The sequence below is a fragment of the Streptomyces triticisoli genome (assembly GCF_003270085.1).
Lineage (GTDB): Bacteria > Actinomycetota > Actinomycetes > Streptomycetales > Streptomycetaceae > Streptomyces > Streptomyces triticisoli.
This window is the reverse complement of sequence record NZ_QFDQ01000082.1, coordinates 1-19528: the sequence shown is the minus strand read 5'-3', so window position 1 is coordinate 19528 and position 19528 is coordinate 1. Positions and strand designations below refer to the sequence as shown.

General features: G+C 71.0%; 19 protein-coding genes and 2 pseudogenes. 14 read left to right on the top strand and 7 right to left on the bottom strand.

Annotation, left to right across the window (positions count from 1 at the left end; genetic code table 11):
• From DEP02_RS14745 to DEP02_RS14730, 4 genes and pseudogenes are all read right to left on the bottom strand, one after another.
• Positions 1 to 299, bottom strand: a pseudogene (locus DEP02_RS14745) (FMN-binding protein); the annotation flags it as partial.
• A 29-nt stretch (positions 300 to 328) separates the two neighbouring features.
• A complete protein-coding gene (locus DEP02_RS14740; RefSeq protein ID WP_198668445.1) occupies positions 329 to 1711 on the bottom strand; it encodes a ferredoxin reductase family protein in 1383 nt (460 codons plus the stop codon).
• 95 nt (positions 1712 to 1806) lie between these two features.
• Entirely contained in the window at positions 1807 to 2394 is a 588-nt protein-coding gene (locus DEP02_RS14735; protein WP_112467781.1) for a pyridoxamine 5'-phosphate oxidase family protein, read from the bottom strand.
• Positions 2395 to 2517: 123 nt separating this feature from the next.
• Positions 2518 to 2958, bottom strand: a pseudogene (locus DEP02_RS14730) (hypothetical protein); the annotation flags it as partial.
• Between the two features lie 223 nt (positions 2959 to 3181).
• Between DEP02_RS14730 and DEP02_RS14725 the strand changes: the two are divergent.
• From DEP02_RS14725 to DEP02_RS14705, 5 genes are all read left to right on the top strand, one after another.
• Positions 3182 to 4378 carry an argininosuccinate synthase gene (locus DEP02_RS14725; RefSeq protein ID WP_198668444.1) on the top strand — a complete coding sequence of 399 codons (1197 nt, stop codon included), beginning with the start codon at positions 3182 to 3184 and terminating at the stop codon, positions 4376 to 4378.
• Positions 4379 to 4500: 122 nt separating this feature from the next.
• Positions 4501 to 5928, top strand: a complete 1428-nt coding sequence (gene argH / locus DEP02_RS14720) for an argininosuccinate lyase (protein WP_112467778.1) — start codon at positions 4501 to 4503, stop codon at positions 5926 to 5928.
• A 74-nt stretch (positions 5929 to 6002) separates the two neighbouring features.
• Positions 6003 to 6974, top strand: a complete 972-nt coding sequence (locus DEP02_RS14715) for an aldo/keto reductase (protein ID WP_112467777.1) — start codon at positions 6003 to 6005, stop codon at positions 6972 to 6974.
• A gap of 88 nt (positions 6975 to 7062) precedes the next feature.
• Positions 7063 to 7638 carry a TetR/AcrR family transcriptional regulator gene (locus DEP02_RS14710; RefSeq protein WP_232839117.1) on the top strand — a complete coding sequence of 192 codons (576 nt, stop codon included), beginning with the start codon at positions 7063 to 7065 and terminating at the stop codon, positions 7636 to 7638.
• On the top strand, positions 7635 to 9146 hold the full coding sequence (locus DEP02_RS14705) for an MFS transporter (protein WP_112467776.1): 1512 nt from the start codon (positions 7635 to 7637) through the stop codon (positions 9144 to 9146). The genes DEP02_RS14710 and DEP02_RS14705 overlap by 4 nt, the downstream gene beginning before the upstream one ends.
• A gap of 10 nt (positions 9147 to 9156) precedes the next feature.
• Here the strand turns inward: DEP02_RS14705 and DEP02_RS14700 are convergent, their stop codons facing one another.
• Entirely contained in the window at positions 9157 to 9828 is a 672-nt protein-coding gene (locus DEP02_RS14700) for a lysophospholipid acyltransferase family protein (protein WP_112467775.1), read from the bottom strand.
• 421 nt (positions 9829 to 10249) lie between these two features.
• Here DEP02_RS14700 and DEP02_RS14695 point away from each other — a divergent pair, with 421 nt between their 5' ends.
• The 3 genes from DEP02_RS14695 to DEP02_RS14685 all read left to right on the top strand — a co-directional run bounded on the left by DEP02_RS14695 (position 10250) and on the right by DEP02_RS14685 (position 12567).
• Complete coding sequence (locus tag DEP02_RS14695; RefSeq protein ID WP_112467774.1) at positions 10250 to 11443, top strand: glycerophosphodiester phosphodiesterase; 1194 nt, start codon at positions 10250 to 10252, stop codon at positions 11441 to 11443.
• A gap of 74 nt (positions 11444 to 11517) precedes the next feature.
• Positions 11518 to 12024, top strand: a complete 507-nt coding sequence (locus DEP02_RS14690) for an RNA polymerase sigma factor (protein WP_112467773.1) — start codon at positions 11518 to 11520, stop codon at positions 12022 to 12024.
• A gap of 45 nt (positions 12025 to 12069) precedes the next feature.
• Positions 12070 to 12567 carry a GNAT family N-acetyltransferase gene (locus DEP02_RS14685; protein WP_112467772.1) on the top strand — a complete coding sequence of 166 codons (498 nt, stop codon included), beginning with the start codon at positions 12070 to 12072 and terminating at the stop codon, positions 12565 to 12567.
• A 14-nt stretch (positions 12568 to 12581) separates the two neighbouring features.
• Here the strand turns inward: DEP02_RS14685 and DEP02_RS14680 are convergent, their stop codons facing one another.
• Both DEP02_RS14680 and DEP02_RS14675 read right to left on the bottom strand, forming a co-directional pair.
• Entirely contained in the window at positions 12582 to 13013 is a 432-nt protein-coding gene (locus tag DEP02_RS14680; protein WP_112467771.1) for a hypothetical protein, read from the bottom strand.
• Between the two features lies 1 nt (position 13014).
• Positions 13015 to 13374: a hypothetical protein gene (locus DEP02_RS14675; RefSeq protein WP_112467770.1), complete on the bottom strand. Its 360-nt coding sequence runs from the start codon at positions 13372 to 13374 to the stop codon at positions 13015 to 13017.
• 597 nt (positions 13375 to 13971) lie between these two features.
• Here DEP02_RS14675 and DEP02_RS14670 point away from each other — a divergent pair.
• The 6 genes from DEP02_RS14670 to DEP02_RS14645 form a co-directional block, all read left to right on the top strand.
• On the top strand, positions 13972 to 15018 hold the full coding sequence (locus tag DEP02_RS14670; protein WP_112467769.1) for a methionine ABC transporter ATP-binding protein: 1047 nt from the start codon (positions 13972 to 13974) through the stop codon (positions 15016 to 15018).
• Positions 15015 to 15752: a methionine ABC transporter permease gene (locus DEP02_RS14665; protein ID WP_112467768.1), complete on the top strand. Its 738-nt coding sequence runs from the start codon at positions 15015 to 15017 to the stop codon at positions 15750 to 15752. Before DEP02_RS14670 ends, DEP02_RS14665 begins: the two co-directional genes overlap by 4 nt.
• A 62-nt stretch (positions 15753 to 15814) precedes the next feature.
• Positions 15815 to 16657, top strand: coding sequence for a MetQ/NlpA family ABC transporter substrate-binding protein (locus tag DEP02_RS14660; protein ID WP_112467767.1), 843 nt, complete (start codon positions 15815 to 15817; stop codon positions 16655 to 16657).
• A gap of 188 nt (positions 16658 to 16845) precedes the next feature.
• A complete protein-coding gene (locus tag DEP02_RS14655; protein WP_112467766.1) occupies positions 16846 to 17484 on the top strand; it encodes a GNAT family N-acetyltransferase in 639 nt (212 codons plus the stop codon).
• Positions 17485 to 17608: 124 nt separating this feature from the next.
• Positions 17609 to 18817: a precorrin-6y C5,15-methyltransferase (decarboxylating) subunit CbiE gene (cbiE, locus tag DEP02_RS14650; protein WP_112467765.1), complete on the top strand. Its 1209-nt coding sequence runs from the start codon at positions 17609 to 17611 to the stop codon at positions 18815 to 18817.
• A gap of 359 nt (positions 18818 to 19176) precedes the next feature.
• On the top strand, positions 19177 to 19528 hold a 352-nt coding region (locus DEP02_RS14645; protein WP_157977445.1), incomplete at its 3' end, for a hypothetical protein.

Here is a 19528-nt window from a genome sequence, read left to right as displayed (position 1 = left end):
TGGGGCGCCCGCACCGCCTCGGCCTTGGTGATCTTCCCGTCGCTGACCGTGATGCGGACCTGCACCGGCCCGTACTGGGTCTGCGCGACCTTGCCGGTGACGTTCTGCGTGCCTGTCCGCTGTGCGCCGCTGCCGCCCTGCGGCGACTCCTGCGCCGCCGCGGGTGGCTGCGGGGCCGCGCCGGCCGCCGAGGCGGAGGCCGGGTCGGACGCCGGCTTCAGCGACAGCAGCAGCACGATGCCGGACACGGTCGCGGCGCCGACGAGCACGGCGCGTCGTACGGGGTGGCTCTTCCTCATCTTTTCCTGAGCTCCTGAAGTCCCGTCGCTCACATCTCGAACGACTCGTGATGGATGCGGCGGGCGGGGACTCCCGCGCCGCGCAGTGCCTCGTACACCGACTGCGCGAAACCGGGCGGGCCGCACATGAAGACGTCGTGGCGGTCGATGTCGGCGATCTTCCGCTGCAGGGACTCCGCGGAGATGTCGGGGCGTTCGCCGTCGGGGCTGTTCACCGCGTACATCAGCCGGGCGCCGCGCTCGTCGGCGATCTTCGCCAGCTCGTCCCACAGGGCCAGGTCCTGGGTGCTGTTGGCCCGGTACAGCAGGGTGATGTCACCGGCCGCGCCGGGCAGCGTCTCGAACAGCGCCCGCATCGGGGTGATGCCGACCCCGCCCGCGACCAGCAACACCTTGCCGCGGCTGCGCCGGGACGCGGTCAACGCGCCGTACGGTCCCTCCGCCCACACCCGGGTGCCGGGCTCCAGCTCGCGCAGCCGGGCGCTGTGGTCGCCGATCGCCTTGACGGTGATGCGCAGCAGGTCCGGGCGGGGCGCCGCCGACAGCGAGTAGGGGTGCGAGGAGAACCGCATGCCCGGCGCCAGGAACCGCCAGCGGAAGAACTGCCCGGCCTCGGCGCCCATCCGGTGCAGCTTCTTGCCGCCGATCAGCACCGACACGATGCCCGGCGTCTCCTCGATCACCGCCTCCACCCGCATCTTGTGACGCAGGTTCAGCCGGACCGGGGTGAGGATCCGGTACCAGACCACCAGCGCGGTCACCGCGCCGTACAGGACGTACCAGAAGGTCTTGGCGGCCGGCTCGACGGCGAAGTCGTTGCCGGTGGTGATCTGGTGCCAGAACGTCAGGAACACCGCCACGTACGTGAACAGGTGCACGTGGTACCAGGTGTCGTACGGCATCAGGCGGCGCACCGGGCCGATCGAGACCAGCCCGATGACGACCAGCAGACCGGTGCCGATGGCGGCCTTGCCCATGTCGGGCAGCTCGTTGACGGAGCTGATCGTCTGCTGCACGATGTCGCCGAGCGACTTGCCGGCCTGCAGCGCGTAGCCCCACATGGTGAGGAAGACGTGCGCGATCACCAGGCAGAGCGTGTAGCGGCCGCTCATGGCGTGCCAGCGGGCGACCCGGTCGGAGCCGACCCGGCGTTCCAGGGCGGGCACGCGCGCCATCTGCAGTACGACCAGCGCCATGAGGTAGCCGGCGAGCAGGCCGGTGATCCGGCCCGCGTTGAGGATCTTTCCGCCGGTGTCGGAGATGGACGGGGTGTTCATCCACCACAGCCAGATGACGCCCGCGCCGCCCGCCGCGACGGCGAGCAGCAGCGGGACGGCGGGGGAGCGACGCGGCCGGATGCGGCGCATCGTCTGGCGCCGGGCGGCGCGGCCGCCTGCGAGCGTGGTGGTCACGGTTCCTCCGTGGCGATTCGACCCTTGGCCGCCCACAGATACGTGGCGCGTCCGCCGAGCGTTCAGCGGCCCGCCGAGTCACCGTCCCACCGGTGTCAGGCCGTGGACGGCGGCAGGGGCAGCGGCAGTCCGGGCAGGCCGTCCAGACTCGTGGCCACGTGTTCCTTCTTGGTGAAGTACGCGTTCAGCGAGGTGTCGTCCTCGCGCGCGAAGCGCTTGCCGTGCAGGTCGCGGTCCGCCTCGTACGTCATGAAGGGCACCGCGTATCCGCAGGTGTCCCGGATCAGTTCGGCGTGCACGACGATGATCGCGCGCAGCCCGTGCGAGACGGGGTCGATGTCGGGGAAACGGGCGAGGAGTTCCTTGAAGCGCGGGTCGTCGCGGAAGACCGGCTCGCCCCTGCCGTGCACGCGGACGATGGTGGGCGGGCCCTGGAAGGCGCACCACATGAGGGTGATCCGGCCGTTCTCGCGCAGATGTGCGATCGTCTCGGCGTTGGACCCGGCGAAGTCCAGGTAGGCCACGGTGCGTTCGTCGAGCACCGCGAAGGAGCCCTTCAGGCCCTTGGGGGAGAGGTTGACCGTGCCGTCGCCGGACAGCGGAGCGGTCGCGGTGAAGAAGAGGGGCTGCTCCTCGATGAAGGCGCGCAGCCTGCCGTCCATGCGCTCATAAGTCTTTCCCATGCCCCGATTATCCAGGCAGTTCTTTCGCCTGCCTAATGAATTACGGAGTCCGTTTCCCCTGCCGTGGCCGCCCCGGCCGGCGCTTGTGCGGGGCGGCCACGGCCGTCCGTCACCTCACTTGGTGAGGGAGCAGGCGGCCAGGGAGTCCAGGCCCTGCGGCTTGGCCGACGTACGGCCGATGGCGATGGCGATGCGGTCGATGGTGGACTTCCGCTTGTCCGCCAGTGGGCCGAGGATCGCGTTCTGCACGAAGTTGGGGCCGCCCTGTCCGACGGTGTTCCGCAGGCGGGTGTTGGCCTCCTGGACCTGGGTGTCGAGCAGGGCGAGGTTGCGGTCGATCTCGGCCTGTGCGGAGGCGGGGACCGCGGGGAGCTGGGACCTGACGTCCGGGCACGTGATCGTGCCGGGGCCCGCCAGGGTCCGGGCGCTTGGGGCGCCGCCCTGCTGGGAGGTCTCCCCGGCCAGCGCGGAACCGGCGATGACCGCGCCGGACAGCACCACCGCGGCCGCGCCGCCGATGAACGCGACGCGGCGCCTGTCGTACTTCGGAAGAGCCCTGGACATACGGATGCCTCACTCGGATCGGGATGTCTGTCACGGCAAACGCGGCGCCTGCGTTCTGCGAGAGATACGGGAAAGCGGTTGCGCTCGTTCAAGGAGCGGCGAAGGGGTTCCGCAAGCACCTTTCGAAACCCGCGGCGCCACGCCGCACCTCGCCGAGATTGACGAACCATGCAGAGATCTGCATACTCATGCATGTCAGCGAATGCAGTGTGAGGAGAAACCCGTGACCGAGCGCGTCGTACTCGCCTACTCGGGCGGTCTGGACACCTCCGTCGCCATCGGCTGGATCGCCGAGGAGACGGGCGCCGAGGTCATCGCCGTTGCGGTCGACGTCGGCCAGGGCGGCGAGGACCTGGACGTCATCCGCAAGCGCGCGCTCGCCTGCGGTGCCGTCGAGGCCGAGGTCGCCGACGCCAGGGACGAGTTCGCCGACGAGTACTGCCTCCCGGCGATCAAGGCCAACGCCCTCTACATGGACCGCTACCCGCTGGTCTCCGCCCTGTCCCGGCCGACGATCGTCAAGCACCTGGTCGCCGCCGCCCGGAAGCACGGCGCCACCACCGTCGCCCACGGCTGCACCGGCAAGGGCAACGACCAGGTCCGCTTCGAGGCCGGTATCGTCGCCCTCGCCCCCGACCTGAAGTGCATTGCCCCGGTCCGCGACTACGCGATGACCCGGGACAAGGCCATCGCGTTCTGCGAGGAGAAGAACCTCCCGATCGCGACCACCAAGAAGTCCCCGTACTCCATCGACCAGAACGTCTTCGGCCGCGCCGTGGAGACCGGCTTCCTCGAGGACATCTGGAACGCGCCGATCGAGGACATCTACGAGTACACCCAGAACCCGGCCGTCTCCCGCGAGCCCGACGAGGTGGTCATCACCTTCAAGGAGGGCGTCCCGGTCGCCATCGACGGCAGGCCCGTCACCGTCCTGCAGGCTATCCAGCAGCTCAACGAGCGCGCCGGCGCCCAGGGCATCGGCCGGATCGACATGGTCGAGGACCGCCTGGTCGGCATCAAGTCCCGCGAGGTGTACGAGGCTCCGGGCGCCATCGCCCTGATCACCGCCCACCAGGAGCTGGAGAACGTCACCGTCGAGCGCGAACTCGCCCGCTACAAGCGGCAGGTCGAGCAGCGCTGGGGCGAACTCGTCTACGACGGCCTGTGGTTCTCCCCGCTCAAGCGCGCCCTGGAAGGCTTCATCAACGAGGCCAACCAGCACGTCTCCGGCGACATCCGGATGACCCTGCACGGCGGTCGCGCGGTCGTCACCGGCCGGCGCTCCGAGGAGTCGCTGTACGACTTCAACCTCGCCACCTACGACACCGGCGACACCTTCGACCAGTCCGCGGCCAAGGGCTTCATCGACATCTACAGCCTGTCGTCGAAGATCGCCGCGCGGCGTCAATTGCAGGCGTAGCCTGACGTGGACCTCGCGCAAGACCGCCGGGTCACCTCGCACGCATCAACCTGACAGCCGCCTCCTCACCTGCAAGGGTGGGGAGGCGGTCGCACAGAGACATCCTCCCGAGGAGCAACCCAGTGAGCAGCAACAGCGGTGACGTACGGCTCTGGGGCGGCCGTTTCGCCGACGGTCCCGCCGAGGCCCTGGCGAAGCTGTCCGCGTCCGTCCACTTCGACTGGCGGCTCGCGCCCTACGACATCGCCGGCTCCCGCGCCCACGCGCGTGTGCTGCGCAAGGCGGGCCTGCTCACGGACGACGAGCTCCAGCGCATGCTGGCCGGGCTCGACCGGCTAGAGGCGGACGTGGCCTCGGGCGAATTCACCGGCACCATCGCCGACGAGGACGTGCACACCGCCCTGGAGCGCGGCCTGCTGGAGCGGCTCGGCCCCGACCTCGGCGGCAAGCTGCGCGCCGGCCGGTCCCGCAACGACCAGGTCGCCACCCTCTTCCGCATGTACCTGCGCGACCACGCCCGGGTCATCGGCGGTCTGATCGCCGACCTCCAGGACGCGCTGATCGGCCTCGCGGAGGCCCACCCGGACGTAGCCATGCCCGGACGCACCCACCTCCAGCACGCCCAGCCCGTTCTCTTCGCCCACCACGTCCTCGCGCACGTCCAGTCCCTGGCACGGGACGCCGAGCGGCTGCGCCAGTGGGACGAGCGGACGGCGGTGTCGCCGTACGGCTCGGGCGCGCTGGCGGGCAGCAGCCTCGGCCTGGACCCCGAGGCGGTGGCGCGGGACCTCGGCTTCGAGCACGGCAGCGCCGGCAACTCCATCGACGGCACGGCCTCCCGGGACTTCGTCGCCGAGTTCGCCTTCATCACCGCGATGATCGGCGTGAACCTCTCCCGGATCGCCGAGGAGATCATCATCTGGAACACGAAGGAGTTCTCCTTCGTGACCCTGCACGACGCCTTCTCCACCGGCTCCTCGATCATGCCGCAGAAGAAGAACCCGGACATCGCGGAGCTGGCCCGAGGCAAGTCCGGCCGGCTGATCGGCAACCTGACGGGGCTGATGGCGACGCTGAAGGCCCTGCCCCTCGCCTACAACCGCGACCTGCAGGAGGACAAGGAGCCCGTCTTCGACTCCTGCGACCAGCTGGAGGTCCTGCTCCCCGCCTTCACCGGCATGATCGCCACCCTCACCGTCCACCGTGAGCGCATGGAGGAGCTGGCCCCGGCCGGCTTCTCGCTGGCCACCGACATCGCCGAGTGGCTGGTCAGGCGGGGTGTGCCGTTCCGGGTGGCGCACGAGGTCGCCGGCGAGTGCGTGAAGGCCGCCGAGGCCGAGGGCAAGGAGCTGGACGAGCTCACCGACGAGCAGTTCGCGAAGATCTCCGCCCACCTGACCCCCGAGGTGCGCACCGTCCTCGACGTCCCCGGCGCCCTCGCCTCCCGCAGCGGGCGCGGCGGCACCGCCCCGAGCGCGGTCGCCGTCCAACTCGCCGAGGTCAAGGCGGACGTGGCGGCGCAGCACCAGTGGGCGGACGCGAAGAAGTAGCGATACGCACGTGGCGGGGCGTCGCGGGTTAGGTTGGTCCAAAGCGGCAAGAAACCGACCGAACGGAGCCCGCGATGCCCTTCGCCCGACTGGCCTCCGCCACGACCCCCACCTGTCACGTCGGCCTGGGGCTCGCCGCGGTCGGGCGGCCCGGTTACATCAACCTCGGCCGGGACCGGGACCTCCCGGCCGACCGCACCGTCGACGCCCTGCGCGAGCGCACCCACGAACTCCTGGACGCCGCCTACGCACAGGGCGTCCGCTACTTCGACGCCGCCCGCTCCTACGGCCGCTCGGAGGAGTTCCTCGCCGACTGGCTGAAGGCCCGCCCCGACGCCGGCGACGTGGTGATCGGCAGCAAATGGGGCTACACCTACACCGCGAACTGGGCCACCGACGCCGAGCAGCACGAGGTCAAGGACCACAGCCTCGCCGCCTACGAGCGGCAGCGCGCCGAGACCGCCGAACTGCTCGGCGACCGCCTCGACCTCTACCAGATCCACTCGGTGACCCCGGACAGCCCCGCCCTCGCCGACAAGGAACTGCACGCACGCCTCGCCGAGGCCGCCGCGCAGGGCCTCACCATCGGCTTCTCCACCAGCGGGCCCGACCAGGCCGACGCCGTCCGGGCCGCCCTCGCCGTGACCGTCGACGGCGAACGCCTCTTCCGCACCGTCCAGTCGACGTACAACGCCCTGGAGACCTCCGCGGAGCCCGCCCTCGCCGAGGCGCACGACGCCGGGCTCACGGTGATCGTCAAGGAGGGCATGGCCAACGGGCGCCTCGCCGAGCCCTACGCCCCCGAGCCGCTCAAGGCCGTGGCCCAGGAGACGGGCCTCGGCTGCGACGCGGTCGCCCTGGCCCTGGTCCTGCGCCGCCCGTGGGCCGGGGTCGTCCTCTCCGGCGCCGCCACCCTCGGCCAGCTCGCCTCCAACCTGCACGCCCCGGCCGTGGACCTCGACGAGGAGCAGCTCACCCGCCTGGACGCGCTGGCGGAGGACCCGCGGACGTACTGGCAGCGGCGCGGACAGCTGCCCTGGCACTGAACCCCACCGCACTTCTCCGAGCATGAACCGGTGAGACACGCATGCCTGCAATGAGACATTGATGTCTCACGTGGGATATTATTGTCTCATGGCTGTCGACCGTGACCACGTGCTGCGCAGCGCAGCCGCCCTACTCACCCACAAGGCCACCGCCACCCTGGACGAGGTCGCCCGAGCGGCCGGGATCAGCCGGGCCACGCTGCACCGTCACTTCGCCGGGCGGGAAGCACTCGTCAGGGCGCTGGAAGCGCTCGGCATCGAGGAGTGCGAGGCCGCCCTCGACGCGGCCCGCCTGGAGGACGGGCCGGCCGCCGACGCCGTACGGAGACTGGTCCGCGAACTCGAACCGGCCGCAGGGCTGCTCTCCTTCCTCTACACCGAGAACCAGCTGTTCGAGGGCGAGGAGCAGAACGAGGGCTGGGCCCGGCTCGACGAGCGCATCTCCGCGCTGTTCCGGCGCGGCCAGCTCAGCGGCGAGTTCCGTATCGACCTCACCCCGGCCTGGCTCACCGAGGCACTCTTCGGACTGATCGCCTCCGGCGCCTACGTCGTCCTGAGCGGCAGGGTCGCCCCCAAGGACTTCCACCACATGATCGCCGAACTGATGCTCGGCGGCGCACTGCGCACGGAAAGCGCAGAAGAACCACGGAACGAGGAATCATGACCAGCACCCTGCAGCCGGCGAGCGCGGAGGAGGTGGAGAAGCGCCCGGGCCGCTGGCTCGCCCTCTCCGTCCTCGTCCTGGCCGTGCTGCTGGTGGCCGTCGACGCGACCGTCCTCGGTCTCGCGACCCCCTACATCAGCGAGGACCTCGGGCCCTCCGGCATCCAACTGCTGTGGATCGGCGACATCTACTCCTTCGTCATCGCCGGCCTGCTCGTCTCCATGGGCAGCCTGGGCGACCGCATCGGCCGCAAGCGCGTCCTGCTCGGCGGCGCCACGGCGTTCGGCGCGATCTCCGTCCTCAACGCCTACGCCACCACCCCCGAGCTGCTGATCCTGGCCCGGGCACTGCTCGGCGTCGCCGGCGCCACCCTGATGCCCGCCACGCTCGCCCTGATCCGCAACCTCTTCCACGACCCGCGCGAACGCAGCCTCGCCGTCGGCATCTGGGGCGCGACCGCCTCGGCCGGCATGGCGGTCGGCCCGATCGTCGGCGGAGCCCTGCTGGAGCACTTCTGGTGGGGCTCGGTCTTCCTCATCAACCTGCCCGTGATGGCGGTGCTCGTCCTGGTCGGCATCCGGCTGCTGCCCGAGTCCCGCAACCCCAGCCCGGGCCCCTGGGACCTGGCCGGCGTCGTCCTGTCGCTGGTCGGCACGGTCGGTCTCGTCTACGCCGTCAAGGAGGCCGCCGCGCAGGGGCTCACCCGGACGGTCCTCGCCACGGGCCTGCTGGGCGCGGCAGCGCTGTACGGCTTCGTCCGCCGCCAGCTCACCCTGCCGACCCCGCTGCTGGACATACGGCTCTTCCGCAGCCGGGGCTTCTCCGGTGCCGTCCTGGCCGACCTGCTGACCGTGCTCGGCATGTCCGGGCTGGTGTTCTTCCTGTCCCAGTACCTGCAACTCGTGCAGGGCAGGCGGCCGTTGGAGGCGGGCCTGGCCGAAGTGCCCGCCGCCGTGGGCGCGGTGGCGGCCGGTCTGGTCGCCGGCCGGACGGCCCGGCGCTTCTCCGTGCGGGCCGTGGTCTCCGGCGGACTGGCCGCCGTGGGCCTGGCGCTGGCCGTGCTGACGACGCTCGGCAGATCCACCGGCTACCCGCTGCTGGGCACCGCCCTGCTGATCGTCGGCGTCGGCGCCGGCTTCTCCTTCACGGTGACCGCCGACGTGATCCTCGCCGGCGTACCCGAGGACCAGGCGGGCGCGGCCTCGGCGGTCTCCGAGACGGCGTACGAACTCGGCGCGGCGCTCGGCATCGCCCTGCTCGGCTCCATCGTCACGGCCACCTACCGCGACTTCACCGCCCCGGCGGGCACACCACCCGCGGCCCACGAATCCCTGGGCGGCGCGGTGGAAGCGGCGACGACCCTGCCACCCCACACCTCGGAAGCCCTCCTGCACGCAGCCCGGGACGCCTTCCTCCACGGCCTCCACCTGGCCTCGGGAGCGGGGGCGGCGGTCCTGCTGGCAGCGGCAGCGGCAGCGTGGTTCCTGCTCAAGGGCCAGAGGCTGTGAGGAGCGTGGGTCACGCCGCCTTCGCCTTGGTGGCGTACATGTCGACGTACTCCTGGCCGGACAGCCGCATGACCTCGGACATCACGGAATCCGTCACCGCCCGCAGCACATACCGGTCCCGGTCCATCCCCTCGTAGCGGGAGAACTCCATCGGCTCACCGAAGCGGACCGTGACCCGGCACGGCCGCGGCATCCCCGACCCGCCCGGCTGGATCCTGTCCGTGCCGATCATCGCGAACGGCACCACCGGCGCACCGGTCATCAGCGTCAGACGCGCGATGCCGGTGCGCCCCCGGTACAGGCGGCCGTCGGGGGAGCGCGTGCCCTCGGGGTAGATGCCGAAGATGTTGCCCTCCTCCAGGATCCGGCGGCCCGTCATCAGGGCCGCGACCCCGCCCTTGCCGCCGTCGCGGTCGACCGGGATCATGCCGACCCCGGTGAAGAACCAGGCCATCAGCCGGCCCTTGAGACCCTTGCCCGTGACGTACTCGTCCTTGCCGATGAAGAAGACCTGACGGTCGCAGACGAGGGGCAGGATCATCGAGTCGATGAAGGTCAGGTGGTTGCCGGCCAGGATGACGGGGCCGTCGCCCGGGATGCGCTCCGCGCCCTCCACCCGTGGGCGGAACATCAGGCGCATGATCGGACCGAGCACTGCCTTGATGAACACGAAGCGGGACAACGGGCCCTCCGGTGTCAGAGATGTCGAGGGATTGTGTGGAAGTCTGTGCAGGTGAGGACGATACTCGCGCACCGGGCCCGATTGCACGTCGGGCTCACCACGTCTTGCGCACTGTTGACATACGTTTACCTGCGCGGGAGGCCCGTAGCACCCCGGTAACCCGTACGGAACGGTGTGACGGAGGTCGCTCACCGCTCTGGGGGAACGGACCGCGGCACCGGCCTCTGAATCCGCCTTCCCGAGCGGGTCCGGGGCATGCCGACGGGGCGTCACCCGTCCCGCCCCTTACGTCCGCTGTGTCCCGTGCGGAACCCGACGACATCCTGAGTGGCTCCCGCGTTCGCCCCGCGCTCTACCGGTCGTCACCGGCGCGTACCTACGATCGGCGCGCGCACGGACGACACGAGAGCAGGAGGCGCTCATGGGGACTCAGGAGTCGGACGAGCAGGTACGCGGGACCGGACGCCGGGCCGTGCTCGGGGCCGCGGTACTCGGTGCGGGCGGAGCGGTCCTCGGACTGCCCGGCGCGGCCGGAGCGGCGGCGGGCGGCGGGGCCGCCGGAGGGCGGGGCGGCGGGCTGAAGAGCCTGCCCGTGCCGACGGTCATCGGCCACCGGGGCGCCAGCGGCTATCGGCCCGAGCACACCTTCGGCTCCTACGAACTGGCCCTCGACCTGGGTGCCCACATCGTCGAGGCCGGGGACCTGGTGCCCACCAGGGACGGTCACCTCGTGTGCCGGCACGAACCGGAGATCGGCGGCACCACGGACGTGGCCGACCACCCCGAGTTCGCCGACCGCAGGACCACCAAGACCCTCGACGGCGTCCCGACCACCGGCTGGTTCACCGAGGACTTCACCCTCGCCGAGCTGAAGAGGCTCCGCGCGGTCGAGCGCATCCCGGCCAACCGCCCGCACAGCACCCTCTACAACGGCCGCTGGGAGATCCCCACCTTCGAAGAGGTCCTGAAGTGGCAGGACGAACAGACCCGCAGGCGCGGCCGGCAGGTGTGGATCTACCCGGAGACCAAGCACCCCACCTACTTCCGCAAGCTGGGCCTGGGACTGGAGGAGCGGGTCGCCAAGCTGCTGCGCAAGTACGGGAAGGACGGGAAGAACTCGCCGGTCATCGTGCAGTCCTTCGAACCGAGCAGCGTCCAGCGGCTGAACAAGCTCGTCGACAACCCGCTCGTCGTGCTGCTGTCGGGCGTGAACACCCGCCCCTGGGACTTCGTCGAGGTGGGCGACCCGCGCACGGTCGCCGACCTCGTCACCAAGGAGGGCCTGCGGGAGATCGCCTCCTACGCGCAGGGCATCGGCCCGACCGTCGACCTGGTCGTCCCCAAGGACACGAACGGCGACCTCACCGAGCCGAGCACCCTCGTCCGCGACGCGCACGCCGTGGGCCTGATCCTGCACCCCTACACCGTCCGCAACGAAAACCCCTTCCTGCCGCCGAAGTTCCGCAGGGGAACCGCCGCCGACGGCTACGGTGACGTCTTCGGTGTGTTCCAGGCGTACTTCGCCACCGGCATCGACGGGATCTTCACCGACAACCCGGACACCGGACTGCTCGCCCGCGAGGACTTCCTCGGCGGCCGGCACGTCAACCGCTGAACCGGCCCGCCCGCTTGGGGTGAACCCCGGCCGTCCCGGCAACCCGCTGCCGGGACGGCCGCGTCGTGCCGCATATGACACCCGACATGGTCACCGCCCTGCGCCCGCTGCTCGCCGCCGAGGCCTCGGCGGAGGCACATGCCTCCGGAACGGAGCCCGGCGACCTCGAACAGGCGGTCTGGCTACGGCTGTTGGAACTCCTGGAGGCGGATGGCCCTCCGCACGACCCGCAGGGCTGGCTGCGCGGGGCCGTGCGCAGCGAGGCGAGCCGCACCCGCCGCACGAACAGCATCGAGCGGCCGTACGGCCTGGAACCCGCCGATGACACGGAGCGCGGCCCGGAACCGCTCGCCCTGGCCTCCGCCCACCGCCGCGCCCTGCGCGCGGCGGTGCGCCGGCTGCCCGGCCGCTGTCCCCGGCTGCTGGAGGCGCTGTTGTCGCCGCGGGATCTCACCTACCGGGAAATCGCGGGTGAGTTGGGTATCTCACAGGGCAGCATCGGCCCGGAACGCTCCAGATGTCTGGGATGTCTTCGGCGTTTGCTCGCTCCGGAGGTTGCGGCTCGCGAAGCGCGGGGATAGGAGTGAGGGACGACAGGTGATCAGGTGAGCGGGAGGCGTGCGCACATGGGCATGAGCGTGACCATCTCTGCGGCGACCGAACAGGACGCGGAGCAGATCTTCAGGCTGCAGTACCTGTGCTTCCAGAGCGAGGCTGCCCTCTACGGCAACTACCGCATCGACCCGCTCGTCGAGAGTTTTGAATCGGTCCGTCAGGAGGTGGCCCAGAACTGCGTCTTCGTGGCGCGGCTCGGCGAGGAGGTGGTCGGCTCGGTGCGCGGCCGGATCACCGAGGACGGCGCGGCCTCCATCGGCATGCTCTGCGTCCACCCGCGCCTGCAGGGGCACGGCATCGGCGCCCGGCTGCTGCGCGCGGCCGAGTCCGCGCTGGCCGAGGAGCGCGGCGCCACCCGGTTCCGTCTGCACACCGGCCACCGCAGCGAGGGCAACCTGCGCCTGTACCGGCGCGTCGGCTACCAGCCGGTGGGCACCTCCCGGGGCGCCGACGGTGTGCCGATGATCGTCCTGGAGAAGCCGGCCGGCGCCTACGCGGCGACCGCGTAGGCCGAGCCGCGGGGTCAGACGGTTCCCGGCCGCTGCTTCCGGGCCTTGCGCAGCCAGTACATGGCCGTCAGCGGAAGCAGCACCGGGATGAAGACGTAGCCCATGCCGTACTTCGACCACACGGTCGCGTCGGGGAACGCGGACGGGTCGACGAGCGTCCACGTCCCGACCGCCAGCACACCCGCGAGCTCCGCCGCGCAGCACACCAGGGCCAGTCTGCGCGCCGTCTCCCCGCCGCGCACCAGCGAGTACGTGATGAAGCCGTACACCACGCCGGCGACGGCCGACAGCGAGTAGGCGAGCGGCGCCCGGTCGAACTCGGTCGCGATCTGGTAGACCGAGCGCGACACCGCGCCGACGACCATCACGCCGTACAGCCAGACCAGCAGCATGCCCGGACCGCTGACGAGCCGAGCCCTGGCCGGCTTCTCCTCCACGGCGGTCATCTCAGCCTCCCCAGATGTCATAGAGCCGCACTTCCAGGACGGCGAGAACGACACCGCCCGCCGCGACCGTCGCCGAACCCCAGCGCGTGCGCTCGGCCAGCGACATGAGCCCGGCCGCCGGAACGCACGCGAAGGCGCCCAGCAGATAGGCCACGAAGATCGTCGTCCCCTGGCCCGGCCTCTCGCCCCGCGCCAGCGCCACGATCCCGATCACCAGCTGGACCAGAGCCAGCATCGAGACCACGGCCATCCCGATGAAGTGCCAGTCCTTCGTCGGCTGATCACGGTAGGCGGCCCAGCCGCACCAGGCGGCGAGCAGCAGCGCGGCGACGCCGGTCACCAGCGTCAGGACATCAAGCATGCTGCGACCTTATTACGGGGCGAACACGCCGCCGCGCCCGGCCCGGCCCCGCGGTTGCGGCCGCCGCCCACGAGCCCGTCGCCGTGGCGTTGGCCACAGCCCGGCGCGCCGCGTCCTCCGCTGCGGTCTCCCCCAACAGCCGTGGCGGGCCTTGCCGGTACTGGTCACCGGCGCGAACGCCGAGGTCCGTGCCGTGCGGGCGGGGTGTCCACGCGTGTCCGGCATGCGGACAGGGGTGGCCTGTCAGCACCGTAGGTCTGGTTTACTGATCGCATGACCACGACGAGCGACCGCATCCCGGCGACCGAGGCGACTGTGCCGCCCGGTGCTCGTTGCATGGGTGCTGTACGCCGAATGTGTGCCTGATAGAGGGCCCCTGCACCAACTGAGCCTCGCGCCCCGAAGCGAGAGCCCGCTCATGCCCGCGCCGACGTCCGGTCCGCCCGGCGTCCGCGGCTGAGCCACGCCCCCGCGCACACGTTTCTCCCGGTTTGAGCGCCTTTGTGGGAACCGTGCTGCGTTCTGGCTGCACCCGACCATGAATGCCGTGCCCGGCGCCCAGGACGCGTCGCGCACTCGACAGTGACGGAAACCCACGTGATCACCACATCGGGCCTCACCAAGGTCTACAGTTCGCGCGGCCGCGAGATCACCGCGCTCGACGGCGTCGACCTGCACGTCCGCGAGGGCGAGGTGTACGGCGTCATCGGCCAGTCCGGCGCCGGCAAGTCCTCGCTGATCCGCTGCGTCAACCTGCTGGAACGCCCCACCGCCGGCACGGTCACCGTCGCCGGACAGGACCTCACCGCCCTCGCCGGGCGCGGTCCCCGGGCGGGCAGGGAGCTGCGGCGGGCGCGCAGCAGGATCGGCATGGTCTTCCAGCACTTCAACCTGCTGTCCTCGCGCACCGTGCAGGACAACGTCGAGCTGCCCCTGGAGATCCTCGGCAAGTCCGGGAAGGAACGTTCCCGCAAGGCGCTCGAACTGCTCGACCTCGTCGGTCTCGCCGACAAGTCCAGGGCCTACCCCGCCCAGCTCTCCGGCGGTCAGAAGCAGCGCGTCGGCATCGCCCGCGCCCTGGCCGGCGACCCCAAGGTCCTGCTGTCCGACGAGGCCACCAGCGCCCTCGACCCGGAGACCACCCGCTCCATCCTCCAGCTCCTGCGCGACCTGAACCGGCAGCTCGGCCTGACCGTCCTGCTCATCACGCACGAGATGGACGTCGTGAAGTCCATCTGCGACTCCGCCGCGCTCATGGAGAAGGGCCGTGTCGTCGAGTCCGGCACGGTGAGCGAACTCCTCGCCACCCCGGGCTCGGAGCTGGCCGCCGCGCTCTTCCCGGTCGGCGGGGACGCCTCCGGCGAGGACCGTACCGTCGTCGACGTCACCTTCCACGGCGAGAGCGCCACCCGGCCCGTCGTCTCCCAGCTGGCCCGCACCTACAACATCGACATATCGATCCTCGGCGCCGCCATCGACACCGTCGGCGGCCTCCAGGTCGGCCGGATGCGCATCGAACTGCCCGGCCGCTACGAGGACAACGTGGTGCCCATCGGCTTCCTGCGCGAACAGGGCCTGCAGATCGACATCGTCGGCCGGCCCACGGACCGGCAGCCCTTGCTGGTGAAGGAAGGTACCAAGTGAACTGGTCCGAGATGCGGCCGCTGCTGTCCGAGGCCTGCTGGGACACCCTCTACATGGTCGGCTGGTCCACGTTCATCGCCGTCGTCGGCGGTCTTCCCCTCGGCATCCTGCTGGTCCTCACCGACCGGGGCGGGATGCTGCAGAACGTGGTCGCCAACAAGGTGATCGGGCAGGTCGTGAACATCACCCGCTCGATGCCGTTCATCATCCTGATGGTCGCCCTGATGGGCTTCACCCGCTGGGTCACCGGCACCACGATCGGCCGCGAGGCCGCCATCGTGCCGCTGGCCATCGGCGCCATCCCCTTCTTCGCCCGGCTCGTCGAGACGGCCGTCCGCGAAGTGGACGACGGGCTGGTCGAGGCCGTCCAGTCCATGGGCGGCAACACCTGGACCGTCGTACGCAAGGTCCTCGTACCCGAGTCCCTGCCCTCGCTGATCTCCTCGACCACCACCACGGTCGTCGCCCTCATCGGCTACACCGCGATGGCGGGCACCGTCGGCGCCGGCGGCCTGGGCGACATCGCGATCCGCTACGGCTACCAGCGCTTCGACACCCAGCTGATGTGGATCACCGTGGGGATCCTCGCCGTGGTCATCTCGGCCATCCAGTTCGCCGGCGACTTCGCCGCCCGCGCCCTGCACCGCCGCGCCGGCCGCTCCGGCCCCGGGCCGAAGCTGCGGCTGCCGAGGGCGAAGGAGCCGGCGGCCGCCGACGTGAGCAAGGCCGCCTGAAGCCATCCATGACTCCCCGTTGTCTCAAGACGGGGTCGCACCACCGAGGAAAGGCACTTTTCGTGCGTAACACCACCAAGATCACCGCTGCTGTCCTGGCCACCGGAGCCCTCACCCTCGGGCTCACCGCCTGCGGCTCCGGCTCGGACTCCGGTTCCTCCGGGGCCGACGCGAACGCCACGCTGACGGTCGCCGCCACCCCCGCCCCGCAGGGCGAGATCCTCGCCTACGTCAAGGACAACCTGGCGGAGAAGGCAGGCCTGAAGCTGGAGGTCAAGGAGTTCACCGACTACGTGACCCCGAACACGGCCGTCCAGCAGGGCCAGGTCGACGCCAACTACTTCCAGCACAAGCCGTACCTCGACGACTTCAACGAGAAGAACGGCACCGACGTCGTCCCGGTCCCGGGCGGCACCGTGCACCTGGAGCCGCTCGGCGTGTACTCCGAGAGCGTCAAGCAGCTGGCCGACCTGAAGAAGGGCGCCACCGTCGCGCTGCCCAACGACACCACCAACGAGGCGCGCGCCCTGAAGCTGCTCGAGGCCAACGGCGTGATCGAGCTGAAGGCGGACGCCGGGTACGACGCGACCCCCAAGGACATCACCTCCAACCCGAAGAACCTCAAGTTCAAGGAGCTGGAGGCGGCCCAGCTGCCGCGCTCCCTCGGGGACGTCGACGCCGCGGTGATCAACGGCAACTACGCGCTGGAGGCCAAGCTCAGCCCGGCCAAGGACGCGCTCGTCGCCGAGTCCGCCGAGGGCAACCCGTACGCCAACCTCCTCACGGTGAAGAAGGGCAACGAGAACGACCCGCGCGTGGAGAAGCTGGTCAAGCTGCTCACCTCGCCCGAGGTGAAGAAGTTCATCGAGGACAAGTACGAGGGCGCGGTCGTCCCGGCGTTCTGATCCGCACGCCCCTCCGCGCAGCGCCTGCCCTGTACGGCCACGGACGGGGTCCACTCCCTCACCGGGTGGGGTATCCCACCCGGTGAGGGAGTGGGGGAGGACCCCGTGGTGCGGTTCGGTGCTTTCATGCTGCATGCTGGGCAGTTCAGCAGGCCCTGACGGTTTTTCCGAAGGTTACGGAGCGGCGCATGACGAGCACCTTCCCCAACGTCTCCATCAGCACGGAGCGGTTGGTGCTGCGTCCCCTGGAGGAGGACGACGTGCCCGCCCTGACCGAGATGATGAACGACGAGCAGGTCGCGGCCTGGACCGACATTCCCCAGCCGTTCACCGAGGACGGCGCCCGCACCTGGATCACCGAGCACGCCCCCGCCGAGCGCACCACCGGCCGCGGCCTGGACCTCGCCGTCACCGAGTTCCTCACCCAGCGGCTGGTCGGCGTCATCCAGCTGACCGGGACCAACTGGCACGTACGGTCCACCGAACTGTCGTACATCGTCGCCTCCTGGGCCCGCGGCGAGGGCTACGCCGCCGAGGCCGCGCTGGCCACCGCCCAGTGGCTCTTCGGCGACCAGAAGTTCGAACGCATCGAGCTGCGCACGGCCGCCGACAACACCGCCGCCCAGCAGGTGACACAGAAGATCGGCTGCATCAGCGAGGGCGTACTGCGCAACGCCTGCATAGCGCACGTCCGCGCCGAGGACGGCACCTGGACCGACATGCGGACCGACTACATCGTGTGGAGCCTGCTGCCGGAAGACCTGGAGGGCGCGGGCGAGCAGCTCGCCGACACCGGCGGTTTCATGTCGTTCCCGGACTGGAACTGACACGCCGGGACGGCGGGCCTCCACGCCCTGCCGCGCGCCGTACGACTCCACCGGGTACTCTCACGGGGCCCGCCCGTGGGCACCCGCACCCTCATGACCTGCGCAATCCTGGAGACTGACGACGATGGCCGACCGGGTCACGGTGATCGGCTGGGACGGTTCGCCGCTGACCGACGCGGCGCGCGGCGCGCTGAGCGCCGCCACCCTCGTGGCGGGAGCCGCCCATCACCTGGCACTGCCCGAGGTGCCGCCCACCGCCGAGCGCATCCGCCTCGGCAGCGTCGCCCTCGCCGCCCGCCGTATCGCCGCCCACCGCGGCACCGCCGTGGTGCTCGCCGACGGCGACCCGGGCTTCTTCGGGGTCGTACGCGCTCTGCGCGCACCCGAGTTCGGCCTGGAGGTCGAGGTCGTACCCGCCGTGTCGTCCGTGGCCGCCGCCTTCGCCCGAGCCGGGATGCCCTGGGACGACGCCCAGGTGGTCGTCGCACACAAGCGCACCCTGCGACGCGCGGTGAACGTGTGCCGCGCCCATACCAAGGTCGCCGTGCTCACCGCCCCCGGCGCCGGACCCGCCGAGCTGGGCCTGCTCCTGGAGGGCGTCCACCGCACCTTCGTCATCTGTGAGGAACTCGGCACCGAGCGCGAACAGGTCAGCGTCGTCACTTCCGACAAGGCCGCCGACCACACCTGGCGCGACCCCAACGTGGTCATCGTGATCGGCGGCCGGGGAGGCGCCGAGGGCGGTGGCTGGATCGCCGGACGCGACCCGGGCACCGGACCGCGCGGCTGGACCCAGCCGGCCGAGGCCTACGGCGGTGGACTCGGCGAAGGAGAAACGGATCTGCTCCGGGCCGCCCAGCTGGCCCGCCTCGGGCCGCGCGTCGGCGACCTGGTGTGGGACATCGGCTGCGGCAGTGGCGCCTTCGCCACCGAGGCCGCGCGCGCCGGCGCCGCCGTCATCGCCATCGACCGCGACCCGGAGGCCTGCGCCCGCACCGAGTCGGCCGCCCGCCGCTTCGGCGTCCGGCCGCAGGTGGTGCACGGCAGCGCCCCGCACATCCTGGAGAACCTGCCCGAACCGGACGTCGTCCGCATCGGCGGCGGGGGAGCGGCCGTGGTCTCCGCGGTCGCCGACCGGCGCCCGCAGCGGATCGTCGCCCACGCCGCGACCCGGGACGCCGCCGAACTCGTCGGCCGCGACCTCACCGAGCGCGGCTACCGGGTCGAGTGCGCCCTGCTGCAGTCCGTCGAGCTCGACACGCGCGCGTGGACGGAAAAGGAACGGAGCGTGGTGTTCCTGCTCAGCGGGGTGCTGCCCGAACGTGCCCCGTGATCGGGTTGTCGTACCGCGCGCGGTAGGCTGGCCGATCGTCGCACCGCACCGGGTGGTCCGGAAATTCGTTCGTCAATGTCCGTTTCCATGTCCGGAAAACCCACCCGTTCTGGGGCGGGTGTGGTACGGCAGAACCGGAGGGCGCGCAACGTGGCGCAGTCCACAGCGGACTGTCGCGGATCACGCTGTCGCGACGGCCGGACGACCGCGAGAATGCCACTCAATGGCTTTGTCGCCTTTTCCGGAGGGGTCGTTCGTGCCGCGGGGCGCGGACGCTCGTTCTTCACTACGGGGCGGTCGGTGCGCCGTTCCGGGTGAGCTGGTCGTAGGAGCACGAAACCGATGGGCGAGGGGTACGCATGACCGACACCGGCCAGGTCCCGGGCGAGGGGCTGCCGGAGAGCGCAGGCATGGTGGAGCAGCCGGGCGTGGCCGCGCACGGTACGTACACCTACCTCTCCGAGTCTCCCGCCGAGGACGAAGACCTGCTGCTGCCCGGCTCCCAGGGCGCGTGGGGCAACGAGGTGCCCCCGCCTGCTCCGGAGCCGGTCGTCGAGGCCGTTCACGAGCCGGGGCCGCACGAGACCTCCGGCCGTGACAGCGGCTCGGTCGACCTCACGGGCGTACGGCACCCCGACCCCGAGGGGCCCGCCGTGCCCGCCGCGCCGACGCCCCCGCGCCGGCCGCTGCACCTCGGGCCGCCGATCCCGG